At 71.9% G+C, this 15869-nt stretch carries 15 protein-coding genes and 1 tRNA gene; 6 read left to right on the top strand and 10 right to left on the bottom strand.

What is annotated here, in order from left to right; translation table 11 throughout:
* Positions 1-56: 56 nt before the first annotated feature.
* A complete protein-coding gene (locus tag ACZOOI_RS11775; RefSeq protein ID WP_465280602.1) occupies positions 57-1580 on the top strand; it encodes an MFS transporter in 1524 nt (507 codons plus the stop codon).
* Between the two features lie 240 nt (positions 1581-1820).
* Here ACZOOI_RS11775 and ACZOOI_RS11770 read toward each other — a convergent pair whose 3' ends face one another.
* The 4 genes from ACZOOI_RS11770 to ACZOOI_RS11755 form a co-directional block, all read right to left on the bottom strand.
* Positions 1821-2399 (bottom strand): DUF4383 domain-containing protein, encoded by a 579-nt coding sequence (locus ACZOOI_RS11770; RefSeq protein WP_465280601.1) that lies wholly within the window; start codon positions 2397-2399, stop codon positions 1821-1823.
* Positions 2400-2499: 100 nt separating this feature from the next.
* Positions 2500-3705, bottom strand: coding sequence for a cytochrome P450 (locus tag ACZOOI_RS11765; RefSeq protein ID WP_465280600.1), 1206 nt, complete (start codon positions 3703-3705; stop codon positions 2500-2502).
* Positions 3706-4370: 665 nt separating this feature from the next.
* Positions 4371-4859 (bottom strand): Rieske (2Fe-2S) protein, encoded by a 489-nt coding sequence (locus ACZOOI_RS11760; protein ID WP_465280599.1) that lies wholly within the window; start codon positions 4857-4859, stop codon positions 4371-4373.
* Entirely contained in the window at positions 4789-6303 is a 1515-nt protein-coding gene (locus ACZOOI_RS11755) for a sensor histidine kinase (RefSeq protein ID WP_465280598.1), read from the bottom strand. The genes ACZOOI_RS11760 and ACZOOI_RS11755 overlap by 71 nt, the downstream gene beginning before the upstream one ends.
* Positions 6304-6861: 558 nt before the next feature.
* Between ACZOOI_RS11755 and ACZOOI_RS11750 the strand changes: the two genes are divergently transcribed.
* Positions 6862-7845, top strand: coding sequence for a trypsin-like serine peptidase (locus ACZOOI_RS11750; protein ID WP_465280597.1), 984 nt, complete (start codon positions 6862-6864; stop codon positions 7843-7845).
* Between the two features lie 76 nt (positions 7846-7921).
* Here ACZOOI_RS11750 and ACZOOI_RS11745 read toward each other — a convergent pair.
* Positions 7922-7994: transfer RNA gene (locus ACZOOI_RS11745), tRNA-Arg, on the bottom strand.
* Positions 7995-8066: 72 nt separating this feature from the next.
* Positions 8067-8396 (bottom strand): cupin domain-containing protein, encoded by a 330-nt coding sequence (locus ACZOOI_RS11740; RefSeq protein ID WP_465280596.1) that lies wholly within the window; start codon positions 8394-8396, stop codon positions 8067-8069.
* Between the two features lie 240 nt (positions 8397-8636).
* Between ACZOOI_RS11740 and ACZOOI_RS11735 the strand changes: the two genes are divergently transcribed.
* The 4 genes from ACZOOI_RS11735 (at position 8637) to ACZOOI_RS11720 (ending at position 12734) form a co-directional block, all read left to right on the top strand.
* Positions 8637-9389 (top strand): GNAT family N-acetyltransferase, encoded by a 753-nt coding sequence (locus tag ACZOOI_RS11735; RefSeq protein WP_465280595.1) that lies wholly within the window; start codon positions 8637-8639, stop codon positions 9387-9389.
* A 165-nt stretch (positions 9390-9554) separates the two neighbouring features.
* Entirely contained in the window at positions 9555-11084 is a 1530-nt protein-coding gene (locus tag ACZOOI_RS11730; RefSeq protein WP_465280594.1) for an MFS transporter, read from the top strand.
* A gap of 342 nt (positions 11085-11426) precedes the next feature.
* The gene (locus ACZOOI_RS11725) at positions 11427-12404 is read left to right on the top strand and encodes a sigma-70 family RNA polymerase sigma factor (protein ID WP_391588251.1); all 978 of its coding nucleotides are present in this window, start codon (positions 11427-11429) and stop codon (positions 12402-12404) included.
* A 108-nt stretch (positions 12405-12512) separates the two neighbouring features.
* Positions 12513-12734 (top strand): hypothetical protein, encoded by a 222-nt coding sequence (locus ACZOOI_RS11720; RefSeq protein WP_465280593.1) that lies wholly within the window; start codon positions 12513-12515, stop codon positions 12732-12734.
* A 233-nt stretch (positions 12735-12967) separates the two neighbouring features.
* Here the strand turns inward: ACZOOI_RS11720 and mscL are convergent, their stop codons facing one another.
* The 4 genes from mscL to ACZOOI_RS11700 all read right to left on the bottom strand — a co-directional run bounded on the left by mscL (position 12968) and on the right by ACZOOI_RS11700 (position 15859).
* Entirely contained in the window at positions 12968-13453 is a 486-nt protein-coding gene (mscL, locus tag ACZOOI_RS11715) for a large conductance mechanosensitive channel protein MscL (RefSeq protein WP_465280592.1), read from the bottom strand.
* A 125-nt stretch (positions 13454-13578) separates the two neighbouring features.
* A complete protein-coding gene (locus tag ACZOOI_RS11710; RefSeq protein ID WP_465280591.1) occupies positions 13579-14292 on the bottom strand; it encodes an SAF domain-containing protein in 714 nt (237 codons plus the stop codon).
* A 361-nt stretch (positions 14293-14653) separates the two neighbouring features.
* A complete protein-coding gene (locus ACZOOI_RS11705) occupies positions 14654-15493 on the bottom strand; it encodes an S-methyl-5'-thioadenosine phosphorylase (protein WP_465280590.1) in 840 nt (279 codons plus the stop codon).
* Between the two features lie 3 nt (positions 15494-15496).
* Positions 15497-15859, bottom strand: a complete 363-nt coding sequence (locus tag ACZOOI_RS11700) for an FmdB family zinc ribbon protein (RefSeq protein WP_465280589.1) — start codon at positions 15857-15859, stop codon at positions 15497-15499.
* Positions 15860-15869: the final 10 nt, after the last annotated feature.

Raw genomic sequence — 15869 nt, 5'->3', positions numbered from 1 at the left:
GAACGTGCGGTGTTCGACGGCGACGACCGGCAGTGTGCGATCAGCAGGGGGAGACGATGGAAACCGAGATCAGCAAGGCGGCGGCGACCGCGGCGGAGCCGGGAGAGCGCCGCGCGCCCTACCCGCTCCGGTGGATCGGCCTCGCCGTGGTCATGGGCGCCGACATCATGGACCTGCTCGACGCGACCATCGTCAACGTGGCGGGCCCCGGTATCCGGGACGCCCTCGGCGGCAGTTCGACCCACCTCCAGTGGTTCTCGGCCGCGTACACGCTGGCGTTCGCGATGTTCCTGATCACCGGCGCCCGACTGGGCGACATTCTCGGCCGGCGCCGGATGTTCCTCGGTGGAGTGCTCGCCTTCACGCTCACCTCGGCGCTGTGCGGCCTGGCGCAATCACCGGAGATGTTGATCGGCGCCCGCGGCCTCCAGGGCCTGGCCGCCGCGATGATGGTGCCGCAGGCGCTCGGGCTGATCCGGGAGATGTTCGACGAGCGCGAGGTCGGCGCGGCGTTCGCGGTGTTCGGTCCGGCGATGGGCCTGGCCGCGGTGCTCGGTCCGATCCTGGGCGGGGTGGTGATGGACGCCGACGTGTTCGGCCTGGGCTGGCGCGCGGTGTTCCTGGTGAACGTGCCGCTGGGACTGTTCGCCTTCTTCGCCGGTGCCACCGTGGTGCCGCGACCCACCGCCGAGCGGGCCGATGCGCGCCGTCCGGGCCTGGACGTCGTCGGCATGATCCTGGTCACCGCCGCGATGGTGCTGCTCGTCTACCCGCTGGTCCAGGGCCGCGAACAGGGTTGGCCCGGCTGGACGTTCGCCTGCATGGCCGGTTCGCTGCCGGTGCTCGCGCTGTTCGCCTGGTACGAGGTGCGGAGCAGCCGCACGGGTCGGGACGCGCTTGTGGAGGTCAGCCTGTTCCGCAACCGCGCCTTCACCGGTGCCCTCGCCGTCGGCCTGATGATGTTCGGCTCGATGATCGGCCTGATGCTCGTGCTCGGCGTCTACCTCCAGGTCGGCCTGGGCTGGACCGCGACGCACGCGGCGCTCGCGCTGATCCCTTGGTCGCTCGGCTCGACGGTCGGCGCCGGGCTGGCCGGCGCGGTGCTCGCGGCCAAGTACGGGCGCCGGGTCCTGCACGCGGGCCTGCTGGTCGGGCTGCTCGGGGTGGTGGGCATCGGCGGCACCATCGCGGTGCACGACGGCCCGGTGAACGCCTGGATCCTGCTGCCGGCCACGGCGCTCGCGGGCTTCGGCTTCGGCCTGCTGATGGCGCCGTTCTTCGGGATCGCGCTCGCCGGGGTCGACGACCACGAGATCGGCTCGGCCTCGGGCGTGCTCAACGCGGTCCAGCAGCTCGCGGGTGCGCTGGGGGTGGCGCTGTTCGGCACGCTGTTCTTCGGCCATGTGGAGGACCACGTGGGCGCGGCGCACGGTGCGGAGGCAGTGCGCGCGGTGTTCGACGACGCGTTCACGATCGGTCTCACGGCCAGTGCGCTGGCGCTGGCCGCGGCATGGGGGCTCGCGTTCCTGATGCCGCGCTGGGAGCGCCCGCCGGGCGCGGAGGGCGGCGCGGGGCACTGAAGCCGGCGAAGCCGCGGATGCCGCCGGACGGGCAACGGCACGGGAGGGGCAACGGCGCGGGACGGGCAACGGCGCCGGCGCCGGCGGCGGAACAGGACTGGACGCGCGACGGCGCCGGACGCGCCAGGCGCCGGGGGCGCCACGGCACCGGACGCGTGACGGCGCCGGACCGGCTCGACCGAGCCGATCCGGCGCCGTGGCGCGTTCCGACCGCGGGACACGCCCTTCGCCGGACGGTGCCTAGTGGCTGCCGGCGATGCCGTGACGGTGTGGGCCGTCGCCGAGCGCCGATGCCCCGTCGCGGGAGAGCACCGAGGCCCGTTCGCGGAAGGCGTCCTCGCGGGCCGCCGCCTCCGGGTGGCGCGAGCGCCAGTACGGGTTGTCGTGGGGCAGATGGCCGCTGACCCTCCCGTACAGGCCGAACGTCATCACCAGCAGGCCGACCACGAAGCTGAAGATCACGTTCGGCATCTTGAACGACAGGTAGTTGATGTCCGGGCTGCCCATCAGGCCCAGGTTGACGAAACCGCTGATCACGAACAGCGCGCCCACCACGATGTTCACGGTCGAGGCGGTGTTGCCGCCGATGATCGCGCCGATGATCAGGATCGCGCCGACCACGACGGAGATCAGGCTCAGCGCGCCGTTGGTGGACATCCCGGCGACGTCGCGTCCGGTCGTGGAGAAGAAACCGACGTTGTTCGTGAAGCCCAGGACACCGAACGTGATCAGCACGAGGCCCATGAACCCGCCGCCGTACCGATAGACCCGTCCGAGCCGGTGATCGACCGGCAATCCTTCGTCCAACAAGCCCGTCATGGCCGCCTCCCAACACCTATTTTGTACGAATACTCCTCTTCATCCCTTTTCCCGGAAATGCCGGTTCAACGCCGTCGAGCGACCCGGCAGGGCGTGCGACTCAGCCGATCAGCTGCACATGCGCCTCGCGGATCCCGTACACGAACGCGTTCGGCATCTGGACCACCGCGCTGCCGGGGACCGGCCGCAGCTCGCGCACCCGGGCGAGCAACTCCTCGAAGAAGACCCGGATCTCCAACCGGGCCAACGGCGCACCGAGGCAGAAGTGGGTGCCGAAGCCGAAGGTGATGTGGTCGTTGGGCGTGCGCGTCACGTCGAACCGCTCGGGCTCGACGAACACCGCCGGATCGCGATTGGCCGAGCCGTACATCAGCACCACCTGGTGTCCGTCCGGAATCACCGTGTCACCGACGCGCTGGTCCCCGACGGCGACCCGGCACATGTTGTGGATGGGTGTGCTGTACCGGATGAACTCCTCCGTCGCGACCGCGAGGTCGGCGCCCGCGCGCAGCAGGTCCCACTGCTCCGGGTGGTCGAGCAGATACAGGAAGGTGCGCGCGATCACCGTGCGAGTGGTCTCCGCGCCGCCGTCGAGCAGCAGCAGGCAGTCGCTCGCCACGTCGGCCGGTCCCACCGGCTCGCCGTCGATGTGGGCCGTGGTCCACACCGACATCACGTCATCGGCCGGACACGCCTTCTTCGTCTCGTACAGCCCCAGCGCCGACCGGATGAACTCGCCCGCCGCGGCCCGCCCGTCCTCGCTCAGGTAGCGCGGACCGCCGCCGAGCGCGATGGTGCGCTCGGACCAGTCGCGCAGCCGCGGCCAGTCCTCGTCCGGGAAGCCGAGCAGGCGTCCGATCATCTTCGCGGGCAGCACGGACGCGAGATCGCCGACCACCTCCACGGTGCCCTTGGCCACGGCGGCGTCCAGGATCTGTACGCACGTCTCGCGCACGTGCTCCTCCCACTCGCGCACGCCGCGCGGGGTGAACCACTTGCTGACCAGCTTGCGCCGCTTGTTGTGCAGCGGGTTGTCCAGGCCGATGATCGCCGGGTCGGCGGGCAGGTTCGGGCGGTAACCACCCTTGTTGCGGTCGGAGTTGACGAAATGTTCGCTGCGCGCCTCGACGTCCTTGACGTCCGCGTGGCGAAAGATGCCCCACAGTTCGTTGCCCGCGTCCCAGGCGACGGGTTCGTGCTCGCGGAACCACGCGTAGTCCTGATAGGGGCCGTTCGCGTACCAGTCGCCGTCGAGCAGATCCAGACTCGGCCGCGGGGTCGGCGGCGTCTTCGTCACGGACGTCATGGGTGTCATGGGCAGGGTCCTCCGGATCGCGTCCTGGGCCCGGAACGGGCTCGGGTACGCAATCACGAAGCAGGAGCGGAAACCATAGCCGCGCGGACGGTCCGCGTCCGTCCGTCCGCGCGGCGCGGACCGGGCCGGGGGCCTGCCCGGGACCTCGCCCGGCGGATCGGGCGCCGGCCGCGCAGCGGACGCGTGACCCGGTCGGCGTGCCGGGGGTGCATGCCCGCTCCGCGGTCACGGTCGAGCCGTCCGCTACGCGCTCGGGATGCACGTCCGCTACGCGCCCGCCACCCCACACCACACGACCAACCGCCCGCAACGCCCGACCCGGCCCCGGCCGCGCAGCGGACGCGTGACCTGCCCCGTAGGGGCCGGGCAACCCGGCTCGGAGAGACCGGTCCGACCCCGAACCCGTAGGGGGCGCGCAACCGGCCGCGCAGCGGACGCGGGCGACAACCGGTCGGCGTGCCGGGGTTACATGCCCGCTCCGCGGTCACGGTCGAGCCGTCCGCTACGCGCCCGGGATGCACGTCCGCTACGCGCCCGCCACCCCACACCACACGACCAACCGCCCGCAACGCCCGACCCGGCCCCGGCCGCGCAGCGGACGCGCGACCTGCCCCGTAGGGGCCGAGCAACCCGGCTCGGAGAGACGGGCGACCGGCCTACGCGGGCTTCAGCACGACCTGCCCGTTCGTCACCGCGATCTGCTTCGCGGCGAGCGGGCGCGGGGCCGGGCCGCCGAGCACCGCACCCGTGCTCGCGTCGAAACTGCTGCCGTGGCACGGGCAGTCGATCTTGCCGGCGGCGACGCTGCGGACCAGGCACTGCTGGTGTGTGCACACCGCGCTGAACGCCTTGAAGTCGCCGGCGGTGGGCTGGGTGACCACGACCTTGGCGTCGTCGTAGACCTTGCCGCCGCCGACCGGCACATCGGCGACCGGCCCGAGCGTCTTGTCGCCGCCGGCGTCCCCGGGCGTCTTGTCCTTCGAATCGCCGTCGTCGCTGCCGCAGGCCACCAGGCCGACACCGGCGGCGGCCACGACCGCGCCGCAGACCAGGACTCGCCGGGTCGGCTCGGCCCTACCGGTCCGTGCGGCCGTGATCGTCGGTTCGGTGCCGGTCGGTTCGGTGTTCGGGTCGGTCGTGCGCATCGGGTGCCTCCGTCGTGGTGCCCGGCGCCGGCCGGTCACGCGGCGCCGATGCCACGGAAACGTACGCCAGTGGCTCCTGGTTCGACGGATCGGTGAAGCGAACGGGTTCGACGAGCGCGGAGTCGGCGGCGACCGGGTCCGCGGACCCGTCGGGCTCGGCGGCCCCAGCGGCCCCGGCCGGTTCCACCGGATGGCCGGCGGGAGCCGCGGCGGGGTCGAACTCGGCGCCCGGGCCCGGCGCGTCGGGCTCGTCGACGCGGCTCGGCAGGGTGAAGACGAGCCGGGCACCGTCGGTGTGGTCGGTGTCCACGGCGATCCGGCCGCCGTGCTGTTCGACGATCCGCTTGGCCATCGCGAGCCCGATGCCGCTGCCGGTGTAAGTCTCGCGCGGGTGCAGGCGTTGGAAGGCTGCGAACACCCGTTCCGCCGCCTCGGCAGGGATGCCGATCCCGTTGTCGGTCACGGCGATCTGCCACCCGCCCTCGGCGACGGGCTCGGCGTCCATCCGCACCAGCGGTCGCTCGTACGGGCGCTGGAACTTCACCGCGTTCCCGAGCAGATGCCGGATCAGCGTGGCCAGCAGCCCGGGATCGGCCCGGACCACCGGCAGTTGCCCGTGCTCCAGTTCGGCGCCGGTGTCCTCCACCTGGTCCGCCATGTCCAGCCAGGTCTGCCGGACCAGATCGCCCAGGTCGACCTCGACGATCTCCGCGCGCGAGCGGCCCACCTCGGTGAGGGTGACCATCTCGTCGATGAGCATCTGGAGGCGGCGGGCGTTGTCGATGGTGAAGTCGATGTACTGCCGACCGCGCCGATCCAGCACGTCCTCGTAGCGCTCCTGGAGCATCCGGCCGAACGAGACGATCCGGCGCAGCGGGTCCTGCATGTCGTGCGTCGCGGCGTGTGCGAACCGATCCAGGTCGGCCTGGGCGAGTCGGGCCCGGCGGGCGTGCTCCTCGACCCGGGTGCGCAGTTCCGCCAGGTCGCGGACCAGGTCGCGGGCCTGCTCGCGCTCGGCCTCCAGGGCGCGGTCCCGTTCGGCGAGCTGTTCGGTCAGCCGGGTGACCCGGGTGCGGTCGCGCTGCGCCCGGTCCTCGCCGGCCCGGGCCCGCTCGTGCAGGTTCGTCATGGTGGCGGCGATCAGGTCGAACTCACGGCTGTCGAAGCGCCCGCCCCGCGCCGGCTCCCGGCTCGGATCGGCCAGCCGGGCGAGCGGCTTCTCGACCGTGCGTCGCAGCGCGCTCTCGATCAGCACCGTCGACCCGACCACGAGCAGCAGATCGGTGCCGAGCACCAAGAGCAGGCCGCGCGCACGCGCGTCGCCGTCCAGGGTCAGGCCCACCACGAGCGCGGCGACGGTGGCGAGCATGACCGCCACACACGGCACCCAGATCAGCCGCAGCCGAGCACGCACGGTCCACCACGAGTCCTCGGAACCCGCCATCGGTACCCCGCCCTCTCCGGCCGCCCTCGTCCCGCCCTTGCCCGCGCGGATCCCCCCGCCGGCCGCCGATATGCAGAACCCCCTCGTGGAACAAGCAAATTGTGGCAGTGCCGGGCCCGGCGCACGAGGGCATGATCCGGCCGCCTGCATCCGGGGACCCCGGAGCGACGCGTTCCGAATCCCTTTCGCAAGCGTGGTCGGAAGGCGGCCGGACGCCCGCCCGGCAGCACGTTCGCAAGGGGTGCACGCGCCACGGAAGATTCTTAAGGCAGTCATAAATCACCCATACCGGGGTGCCGACGCCGCCGATCCTCGGGATACGGTCCAGGGGTCGGCCGGGCGCGTTTGGAGAGACGGCGCCGAACCGGCATGCGAAGAAGAGCGGGGGATTCCTGCGACCGTCGCCCACCTCCCACCCGTTGGGGCGACGGTCGGAGGAACACTTCGTCACGACCCGGTGACCGTGCGGGTGTCGGCCTGATTCCTCCCCACCGGGGTACCCATCCAGCCGGTAGCGTCCATGGCCCGAGGTGGTAACCCGCTGAGAATGGTGGTCGAGTGTCGCGACGGACTGCGGATGCCGAGGCGAATCCGCGCAGGCGTCGGATGGCGATCGGTACGGCGTTTTGTGTGGTCGCGGTGCTGGCGGTGGTCGGGCTGGCCTCGACCGGGCGGATATCCGGCCATCCTCGAGCGCGCGGCACCGGTGACGCGTCCCGCGGCTACCACCTCATGGACCCGGCCGAGGGCGACCGGATCGCGGCGAGCCTGCTGGGCGCGGCGCCCGCCGTTCCGCCTGCGGAGCCCGCGTTGCCCGTGCCCACGGGGTCCTCGACGGAGGTCGAGCCGCTGCCGGTGTCCGATCCGCTGGAGGCGAGCACGATCGAGGCGACTCCGGCGATCGGCGCGCTGCTGCACGCGGGGGAGGGGAACGACCCGGAACACTTCTGCACCGCAACCGTGGTGCAGTCGCCGAACCGGAACCTGGTGGTCACCGCCGCGCACTGCGTGTACGGCGACGCCTTCACGACCGACCTGGCGTTCGCGCCCGGCTACCACGACGGCGTGATGCCGTACGGCGTGTGGGTCCCGTCCCGGATCGACGTGGACCCGCGCTGGGTCACCGACCGGGACCCGGCCTACGACGTCGCCTTCCTCCAGGTCCGCCGCCCGGGCACGGACGAACGGATCGAGACCGTCACCGGCGCCGAACACCTCGACTTCGGCTCTTCGCCCGCGCGCCCGGCCCGGCTGGTCGGCTACCCGGACGACGCGAACGAGCCGATCGGCTGCCAGAACACCACCGCGGCCTACTCCGAGACCCAACTGCGCTTCGACTGCGCGGGCTTCCCCGCCGGCACCAGCGGCGGCCCGATGCTCACCGACATCGACCCCGCCAACGGCCGCGGCACGGTGATCGGCGTGATCGGCGGCTACCAGGAGGGCGGCGACGACCTCACCTCGTACAGCAGCTACTTCGGCCCCGACATCGCCACCCTCTACGACCGCGCAAGCACCGCCGAGGTAAGCCCCTCAACCTGACCCCCACCCACCCCCACCCACCCCACACACGACGAAACCCCGGCCGAAGCCGGGGTTTTCGCCTGTTCAGGCCGTGTGCCCCCAGCAGGATTTGAACCTGCGACACCCGCTTTAGGAGAGCGGTGCTCTATCCCCTGAGCTATGGAGGCTTCGGGGCCGTGTGGTCCCGCAGGACAGGGTAGCGGAACGGTTGCGGGGGTGGCCGGCGGCTTTGGGGTGGGTCAGGGTTTGCCGACGGTAAGGACGACGGCGGAGTCTTCGAGGGCCTCCAGGGAGTGCGGTGCCCGGGGGATGACCAGGAGGTCGCCGGAGGTGCCCTCGACCGATTCGTCGTCGGCGGTCAGGCGGATGCGGCCGGTCAGCACGATCAGCGAGGCTTCGCCGGGGCTCTCGTGTTCGGCCAGGGAGTTGCCGGCGGTCAGGGCGATCAGGGTCTGGCTCAGGTGGTGGCGGGAGCCGCCGGGCATGCTGACCGAGCTGCGGCCGGACGAGGTGCTGCGGGCCGAGGCGAGTTGCTCCCTGGTGGCCGTCCGGAGCGAGATTTTGTCCATGTATGCCAGTTTCGGGGGCGATCACTCTCCGCGCATGTTCTGGTGTGCCCGGGCGTGCGGGGACCGGTGGGTCGGGTGATGCTGGGCGGATGGGCGTGGCCTGTGCCGGCACGCCCGCGACGGCCGCCGCGGTGCTGCCCGGGGCCGGAATCGAGGCTGGGAACGGGGTCGGAATCGGGGTCGGAATCGGGGCCGCCGAGAGGAGGTAACCACTTGCTCGGGCATCGAAGAATGAAGCTCATGACCACAGACGAAAGCGTCCGCACGCGCGGAACCGTGTTCGATCGGGACGGGGCGCTGGTGGCCGACTACCGGCTGGGCAATCGTTCGGGTCGGCCGGCCGCGCTCGACCTGCGCCTGCACCGACTCCCGGCCGAGCTCGCCGCGCCCGCCATCCTGACCGCGCTGCCCGGGTGGGTCGTGTCGGCCCGCGAGGACGCCGGCGCGGTGCTGCTCGCCGCGGGCGGCCGGCTGCTTCGGCATCTGCATCGGTACACCCGGGAGCTGGGTCCGGACCTGGAGGCCGTCACCTGGGCCGAGCCCGGAATCGAGGTGCGCTCGGCGGCGTCCGTGCCGCCCTCGGAGCTGTACGACACCTGGATCGCCGCGTATCCGCCGGAGCACCCGGACAGCGGTGACGATGCGAGTCCGGAGAACCTGGAGGGGCTGTACGACGGCCGCTCGCTCGGGCCGCTGTTCGGGTTCAGCACGGTGGCGCTCGACGAGGGGCGGGTGGTCGGCGCGGTGCTGGTCAACGACGCCGAACAGCTCGGGCCGTGGATCACCGAGGTCTTTCGCGACCCGGATCCCAAGTACGCGGGGCTCGGCGGCCGGTTGTTGCGGCACACGCTCGGCCTGGCGCTGCTGGACGGGCTGCCCTCGATCGGGCTCGCGGTCACCGAGGGCAACCCGGCCCGGGCGGTGTACGAGCGGCTCGGATTCCGGCAGGGCGAGTCCTTCATGACCATCGTGCTGCCGGGAGGGGAGCGGTAGGCCCCGTTTCGGGGAAGGGCGGTCGGTCCGGCGGGAGCGAGGCGGCGAATCCACCGGGGTGGGAGCGGTACGGATCCCGCCGCAGCGGAGGGGAGCGGTGGACAGCGGTGGACACTCGTTCGATGGCGTGAGACATTTATGTCTCACAAGGATTGAGGATGTCTCATGGCCGGCTCCACCACCCCCCGCCCCACGCCCGACCCGCGGCGCTGGGCCGTGCTCGTGATCCTGTCGGGGAGCCTGCTGATCATCTCGATGGACGCGACCATCCTGAACGTCGCGTTCCCGTCCCTGGTCGCCGATCTGCGGCCCGGTTCGGTCGAGCAGTTGTGGATCATCGACTCGTACGCGCTCGCGCTGTCCGGCCTGTTGGTCACCGCAGGCGCGCTCGGGGACCGCTGGGGGCGCAAGCGGCTGCTGCTCGTCGGCTTTGCCATCTTCGCGCTGGCCTCGTTGCTCGCGGTCGCGGCGACCGCCGCGTGGCACGTGATCGCGGCCCGGGTGCTGCTCGGCGTGGGTGGCGCGGCGATCATGCCGTCCACGCTGACCATCCTGCGCCAGGTGTTCACCGACGCCCGCGAGCGGGCCTTGGCCTACGCCGTCTGGTCGGCGGTCTTCGGCGGCGGCATGGCCCTCGGGCCGGTGGTCGGCGGGCTGCTCGTGGAGTCGCACGGCTGGCAGTCGGCCTTCCTGTTGAACGTGCCGATCGCGGTCGCGGTGATCGGGTTCGGCCTGTGGTTGCTGCCCGAGTCGCGGTCGCCGCGCTCCGGCGCGTGGGACTGGCCCGGCGTCGGCCTGTCGATCGTCGGCATGGGCACCCTCGCGGGCGGCATCAAGCAGCTCGGCAAGGGCGGCGTCGGCGATCCGGCCGCGTGGATCCTGCTCGTGGTGGCCGCGCTCACGCTGACCGTGTTCGTCCGCCGCCAGCTGCGGCTGGCCAATCCGCTGCTCCAGGTCCGGCTGTTCACGAACCGCGCGTTCACCATGGCCGCGACGGCGATCTTCCTGGGCATGCTCGGACTGGGCGCGGCGCTGTTCCTGCTCAGCCAGTGGTTCCAGTACGTGCAGGGATACAGCCCGGTCTCCGCCGGTCTGCACCTGCTGCCCGCGCCGATCGGGCTGATCCTCGCGTCGATGTTCGTGCCCGGGCTGATGCACCGCTTCCCGCCCCGGAACGTGCTGGCGATCGGCCTGGCGCTGATGGCCGTCGGGCTCGCGCTGCCGTGGATCGGGCAACACTTCCGGGACGTGGACTACCCGCTGGTGGGCGCCTCGCTCGCGGTGGTCGGGCTCGGTGTGGGCACCTTGGCCACCGTCGCGTCGGTGGTGCTGATGTCCTCGGTGCCGGTCGCCGAGGCCGGTGGCGCGGCGGCGATCGACGAGACCGCGTACGAACTCGGCGCCGCGCTGGGGGTCGCGATCCTGGGCAGCATGGCATCCGCGCTCTACCGGGCCAACCTGCCCGACCTCGACCTCGACGCGGCCGACACGGCGGCGGTACACGAGTCGATCGGGGACGCCTCCGTGGTCGCGGATCGACTCGGCGCCGGCGGCATCCTGGGCCGGGCGGGCGAGGCGTTCACGTCCGGGATGACGCCGACCTTCCTGGCCGGCGGCGTGGTCGCGCTGATCGCCGCCGTCCTGGCCTGGCGGCTGATCCCGCGCGACCTGGAGCCCGCACCGGACGCGCACTGACGGCCGGCCGAAAGCAATCGATCGGGGTGGGGCACACCTTCGGCCCCGGGGGCCGATCGGGGTGCGCGAGCCGCTGCCCGCCGCACGATCGGGTGCCGCCCGGCGGGGTTCGACCTTGGGCACGCGGGCGCGGCGGGTCCCGGACTTCGGAACATCCGGGCCTCGCCGGCCGTTGACCGAATCGTAGGCACATCGAGTGTGCATGCGGGGCTCGACGCCGGGCAGGCGCTCTCAGGGGCCGCTATCGGCCAACCTTTCAACAGTACATCTCCGGACGGAATATCACAGGCTTCTCGTTCGTTCGAAATATTGACGAACGCGAATGAAAGCGAGGGCTAGAGCATGCCGACTACACGTGGTGTGGCCCGACAGGGCGCCGAGCGAGTGGCGGCTTCCCGCACGCGGAAGGCTGCCGACGTCGAGCGCGACACGGTCGGTGTGTACCTGGACGAGATCAGCCGCACGAAGCTGCTCGACGCGGAGCGCGAAGTCGAGATGTCCAAGGACATCGAAGCAGGGCTGTACGCACAGAAGCTGATCGACGAGGACGCGGTGCCCGAGGGCGTCGACCGGGCCGAGTTGGACCGGCTGATCGCGCGCGGCGCCGCGGCCAAGGAGCTGTTCATCCAGGCCAACCTGCGGCTGGTGGTGTCCGTCGCACGGCGCTACCCGCGTAGCGGGATGCCGTTCCTGGACCTGGTTCAGGAGGGCAACGTGGGCCTGGTCCGCGCGGTCGAGAAGTTCGACTACGCGAAGGGCTTCAAGTTCTCCACCTACGCGACCTGGTGGATTCGACAGGCGATCACCCGGGCGATGGCGGATCAGGCCCGCACCGTGCGGTTGCCCGTGCACCTGGTCGAAGAGCTGAGCAAGATCCGCCGGGTGCAGCGCGAGTTCGCTCGCGATCACGGGCGCGATCCCGAGATGGCGGAGATCGCCGAGGCGGTCGGCTCCACGCCGGAGCGCGTCGTGGACGTGATCGGTTGGGCGCGCGACCCGATCAGCCTGGACACCCCCGTGGGTGACGACGGCGAGACCGAGTTGGGCGAACTGGTCCAGGAGACCGACCCGTTGACGCCGGAGGACATCACCCTGGCGACACTGCGACGCGAGCAGATAGCGGACCTGGTGGGTCGGCTGGACGGTCGCACGGCCACGATCCTGCGGGCGCGTTACGGCATGGCGGACGGCAAGGAGCACACGCTGACCGAGGTCGGCAAGCAGCTCGGGCTCACCCGTGAGCGGATCCGCCAGATCGAGAAGCAGGCCCTGGTCGAGCTGCGCGAGCTGGCTACCGCCCAGGGGCTCGAAGCCGCGTGACGCTGCGCTGTGCCGGGGCGAGCCGGCTACGGCCCGGGCCCGGCCGGGGCCGCCATGCGCGGCTATGGCCGGGCCCGGTGCCGTTCCGGGCGCCGGCACACTGGTGGCATGGCGGAGCGGGCGAGGATCGAGACGACGGAGGCGCACGTGCGCGAGGCGAGTGGGCCGGCCGAGCCCGAGCGACGCGAGCGCGACCGGTTCGGTTGGGACGACCTGCTCCCCGAGGCGAGTTCGGACGAGACGGATGCCGGATGGGGCGAGGCCCGGCCTGCTGCCGACCCGGCGGATCTGCGCCGCTTCCTGGACGACAAGCCGCCGCATCACCTCTGAGCCGACAGGCAAAGGTGACCCGGCCCCCGAGGTGACCCGGCACCGCCAAGGTGACCCGTCACCCCCGAGGTGACCCGGCACCCCCGAGGTGACCGGCACCCCAAGGCGACCCGATACACAAAGGGCGGGTTCGCTCCTTCGTTTCATCCGAAGGAGCGAACCCGCCCTTTACCGTGTGTCCCGTGGCGCGTACCGGTGCGCGGTCGGCGGCTGAGCCGACCGGGGGCGACCGATCAGACGTCGGAGCGTGGGGAGACCAGTCCGGTTGCCCCCTGGCCGGGCGTCCGGCCGCCGTTCGCCGGCGGTTCGAGGCGCGCGGCGAGCAGGTCGCGAATCTCGGTGAGGAGTTCGGTGTCGCTGAGTTCCTTCGCGGCCGTCTGACCCAAGGCCTGCTTGCGCTTTTCCAGCATGTGGTTCAGCGGCAACACGAGCAGGAAGTACACGACCGCCGCGGTGATCAGGAACGTCAGCCCGGCGCCGAGTACGGAGCCCCACAACAGTTGGACGCCGGTCGCCTCGCCCTTCGCGTCGACCCCGCACGGGCCCTTGATGCAGGATGTGTACCCGTCCAGGTTCCTGGTGCCGAACGCACCCACGACCGGGTTGATCATTCCCTTCACGAACGCCGTCACCACCGCCGTGAACGCGGCGCCGATGACCACGGCCACAGCCAGGTCCACGACGTTTCCGCGCATGAGGAACTTCTTGAAGCCGCCCACTGCTGATTCCCATCGATTTCGATCGGTCGGAGCCTCGACGGGGCGGTCCGATCCATGATCAATACGGCCAATCGTAGTAATCGCGGAATACCCCTTGAAGCGGAACAACCCGCACGAGTCTGCTGTCATTCACCGCTCGTCGCAACAGGGTCGCTCACGAACCTGTGGATGGTATAGGTCAGGGCCGGCCCGTTCGCCGCACCGGCGAGTTCGCTCGCCGCCGCTCGTGGGACCTCCAAGATCAGCAGCGCCCCGGTCGACGACGCCCCGGTCGCGGCCGGACGGGCCACGACGAGTGCGGCGGGGACGATCAGCCGTGCCGGACCGGGGTGTTCGGGCGCGGGCGCGGCCAGCACGTCGATCCGGTCGCCGGGGCGCAGTACGGCCACCGCGTCGGCGTCCGCGAAGCGCGCGGGCAGGGCGACCGTGCCCGTGTCGTGCGGGCCGCCGGAGCGGGCCACCCGGACGTCGGTCACCGGCTCGCCCCGGCGCAGCGGGCCGGTCAGCGCGACCCCGGCGGCCTGCCCGACCGCATGCAGAACTCCGGCCGGATGCAGGGCCGTCGGCATCGCGACCAGGGTCAGATCGGCGACCCCGGGGGTGCTGCCCGCGGGCAGATCGCGCGCGGCCACCAGGATCGGGCCGGTCGGCGCGGGTGCGGGGCGGACCGCCACGATCACCGCGAACACCGCGACGGCGGCCGACAGCGCGGCCAGGCCGCGTCGATGGCGGGCCAGGACGCGCCGCCAGGGCCGCCGGGTGAGCGGGGCCGGCGCCGACCGGAACGGCGGGCCGAACGACGGACCGGGCGAGGCTCCGGACGATCTCGAAGCGGACATCACACCTCCAGCGCGGGCAGCGGGTGAGTGCGGCCCGACCCGCGTCGGAACCGGGGCAGGAAACGAGGGCCGAGCCGCGCCTCCACCGTGCCGCGCGGCGTCCCGACCCGGCCGGGCCGCCCCGAAGCCTGTGCACAACTCCGCCCCTGGGGACCACGACTTCCCCCACGTGAGTGACGTCCCCTCCACCACAAAGGCCGCCCCCCGGACTCGGGAAGCGGCCTTCACGACAAACGAACGGAACGAAAACAGGGCCGACGCTCCAGCGGCCGGACCCGCAACAGGCGGCGCCGAGCCGGCCGCAGCGAGCGCGCCGAGCCGGCCGCAGCGACCGACACTCCGCCGGCCGCAGTGAGCGACGCTACGCCGGCCGCTCGACCTCCGCCGTGCCGCACGTACACGAGCGTGTCTCGGGCAGCGCCGCGACCACGTCGAACAGCAGGGTGCGCAGTCGGTCGACGTTGGCCGCGAAGACCTTCATCACCTCGGCGTGGGTGACTCCCTCGCCCGCCTCGACGCCCGCGTCCAGGTCGGTGACCAGCGCGATCGCGGTGCAGCAGAGGCCGAGTTCGCGGGCGAGTACGGCTTCGGGGTGGCCGGTCATGCCGATGATCGACCAGCCCTGTGCCGCATACCACTTGGACTCGGCGCGGGTGGAGAAGCGCGGTCCTTCGATCACCACGAGGGTGCCGCCGTCCACCGGCTCCCAGCCCGAGGCGCGTGCCCGGGCGGCGACCACCGCGCGGCCGTCCGCGCAGTACGGGTCGGCGAACGTGGTGTGCACGACCGGCGGGATGGTCCCGTCGGCGAGCGGCAGCCCGTCGAAGAAGGTCTGGATCCGGCTCGACGTGCGGTCGATCAACTGGTCGGGGATCACGAGCGTGCCCGGGCCGAGTTCGGCGCGCAGGCCGCCGGTCGCGCACGGCGCGAGCACCTGCGTCACCCCTACGGCGCGCAGGGCCCACAGGTTGGCGCGGTAGTTGATCCGGTGCGGCGGGAGCGAGTGGTCGCGGCCGTGCCGGGGCAGGAAGGCGACCCGACGGCCGGCCACCTCGCCCAGGAACAGGGCGTCACTGGGCGCGCCGTACGGCGTGTCCACGCGCACCTCGACCACGTCGTCCAGGAACGCGTAGAACCCGGAGCCGCCGATGACACCGATCTCGGCCGGAGCCACCCCCGCCGGCAGCACGCCGGTCGCCATCGGTCAGGCCGCCGTCGACGTCGTACCGGAGGAGCCGGACGACGAGGAGGACGACGAGCCCGAGGACGACGAACCCGACGACGAGGACGACGAACCCGAGGAACCCGACGAACCCGAGGACGAGGAGCCGTCCGAGGACGACGAGGAAGCGCCGGTGGACGCGGTCGCCGGCGTCGAGGACGTGCTCGAACCGCGGCTGTCGGTGCGGTAGAAGCCGGAGCCCTTGAACACGACGCCCACCGCCGAGAAGACCTTGCGCAGCCTGCCCTGGCAGGCGGGGCACTCGGTCAGCGCGTCGTCCGTGAACTTCTGGACGGCCTCAAGGCCCTCGCCACAGGCGGTGCACTGGTACTGGTACGTCGGCACGGTCTGGTCC

The sequence above is a fragment of the Embleya sp. L77 genome (assembly GCF_055557415.1).
This window is presented reverse-complemented; position numbering and strand designations above follow the sequence as displayed.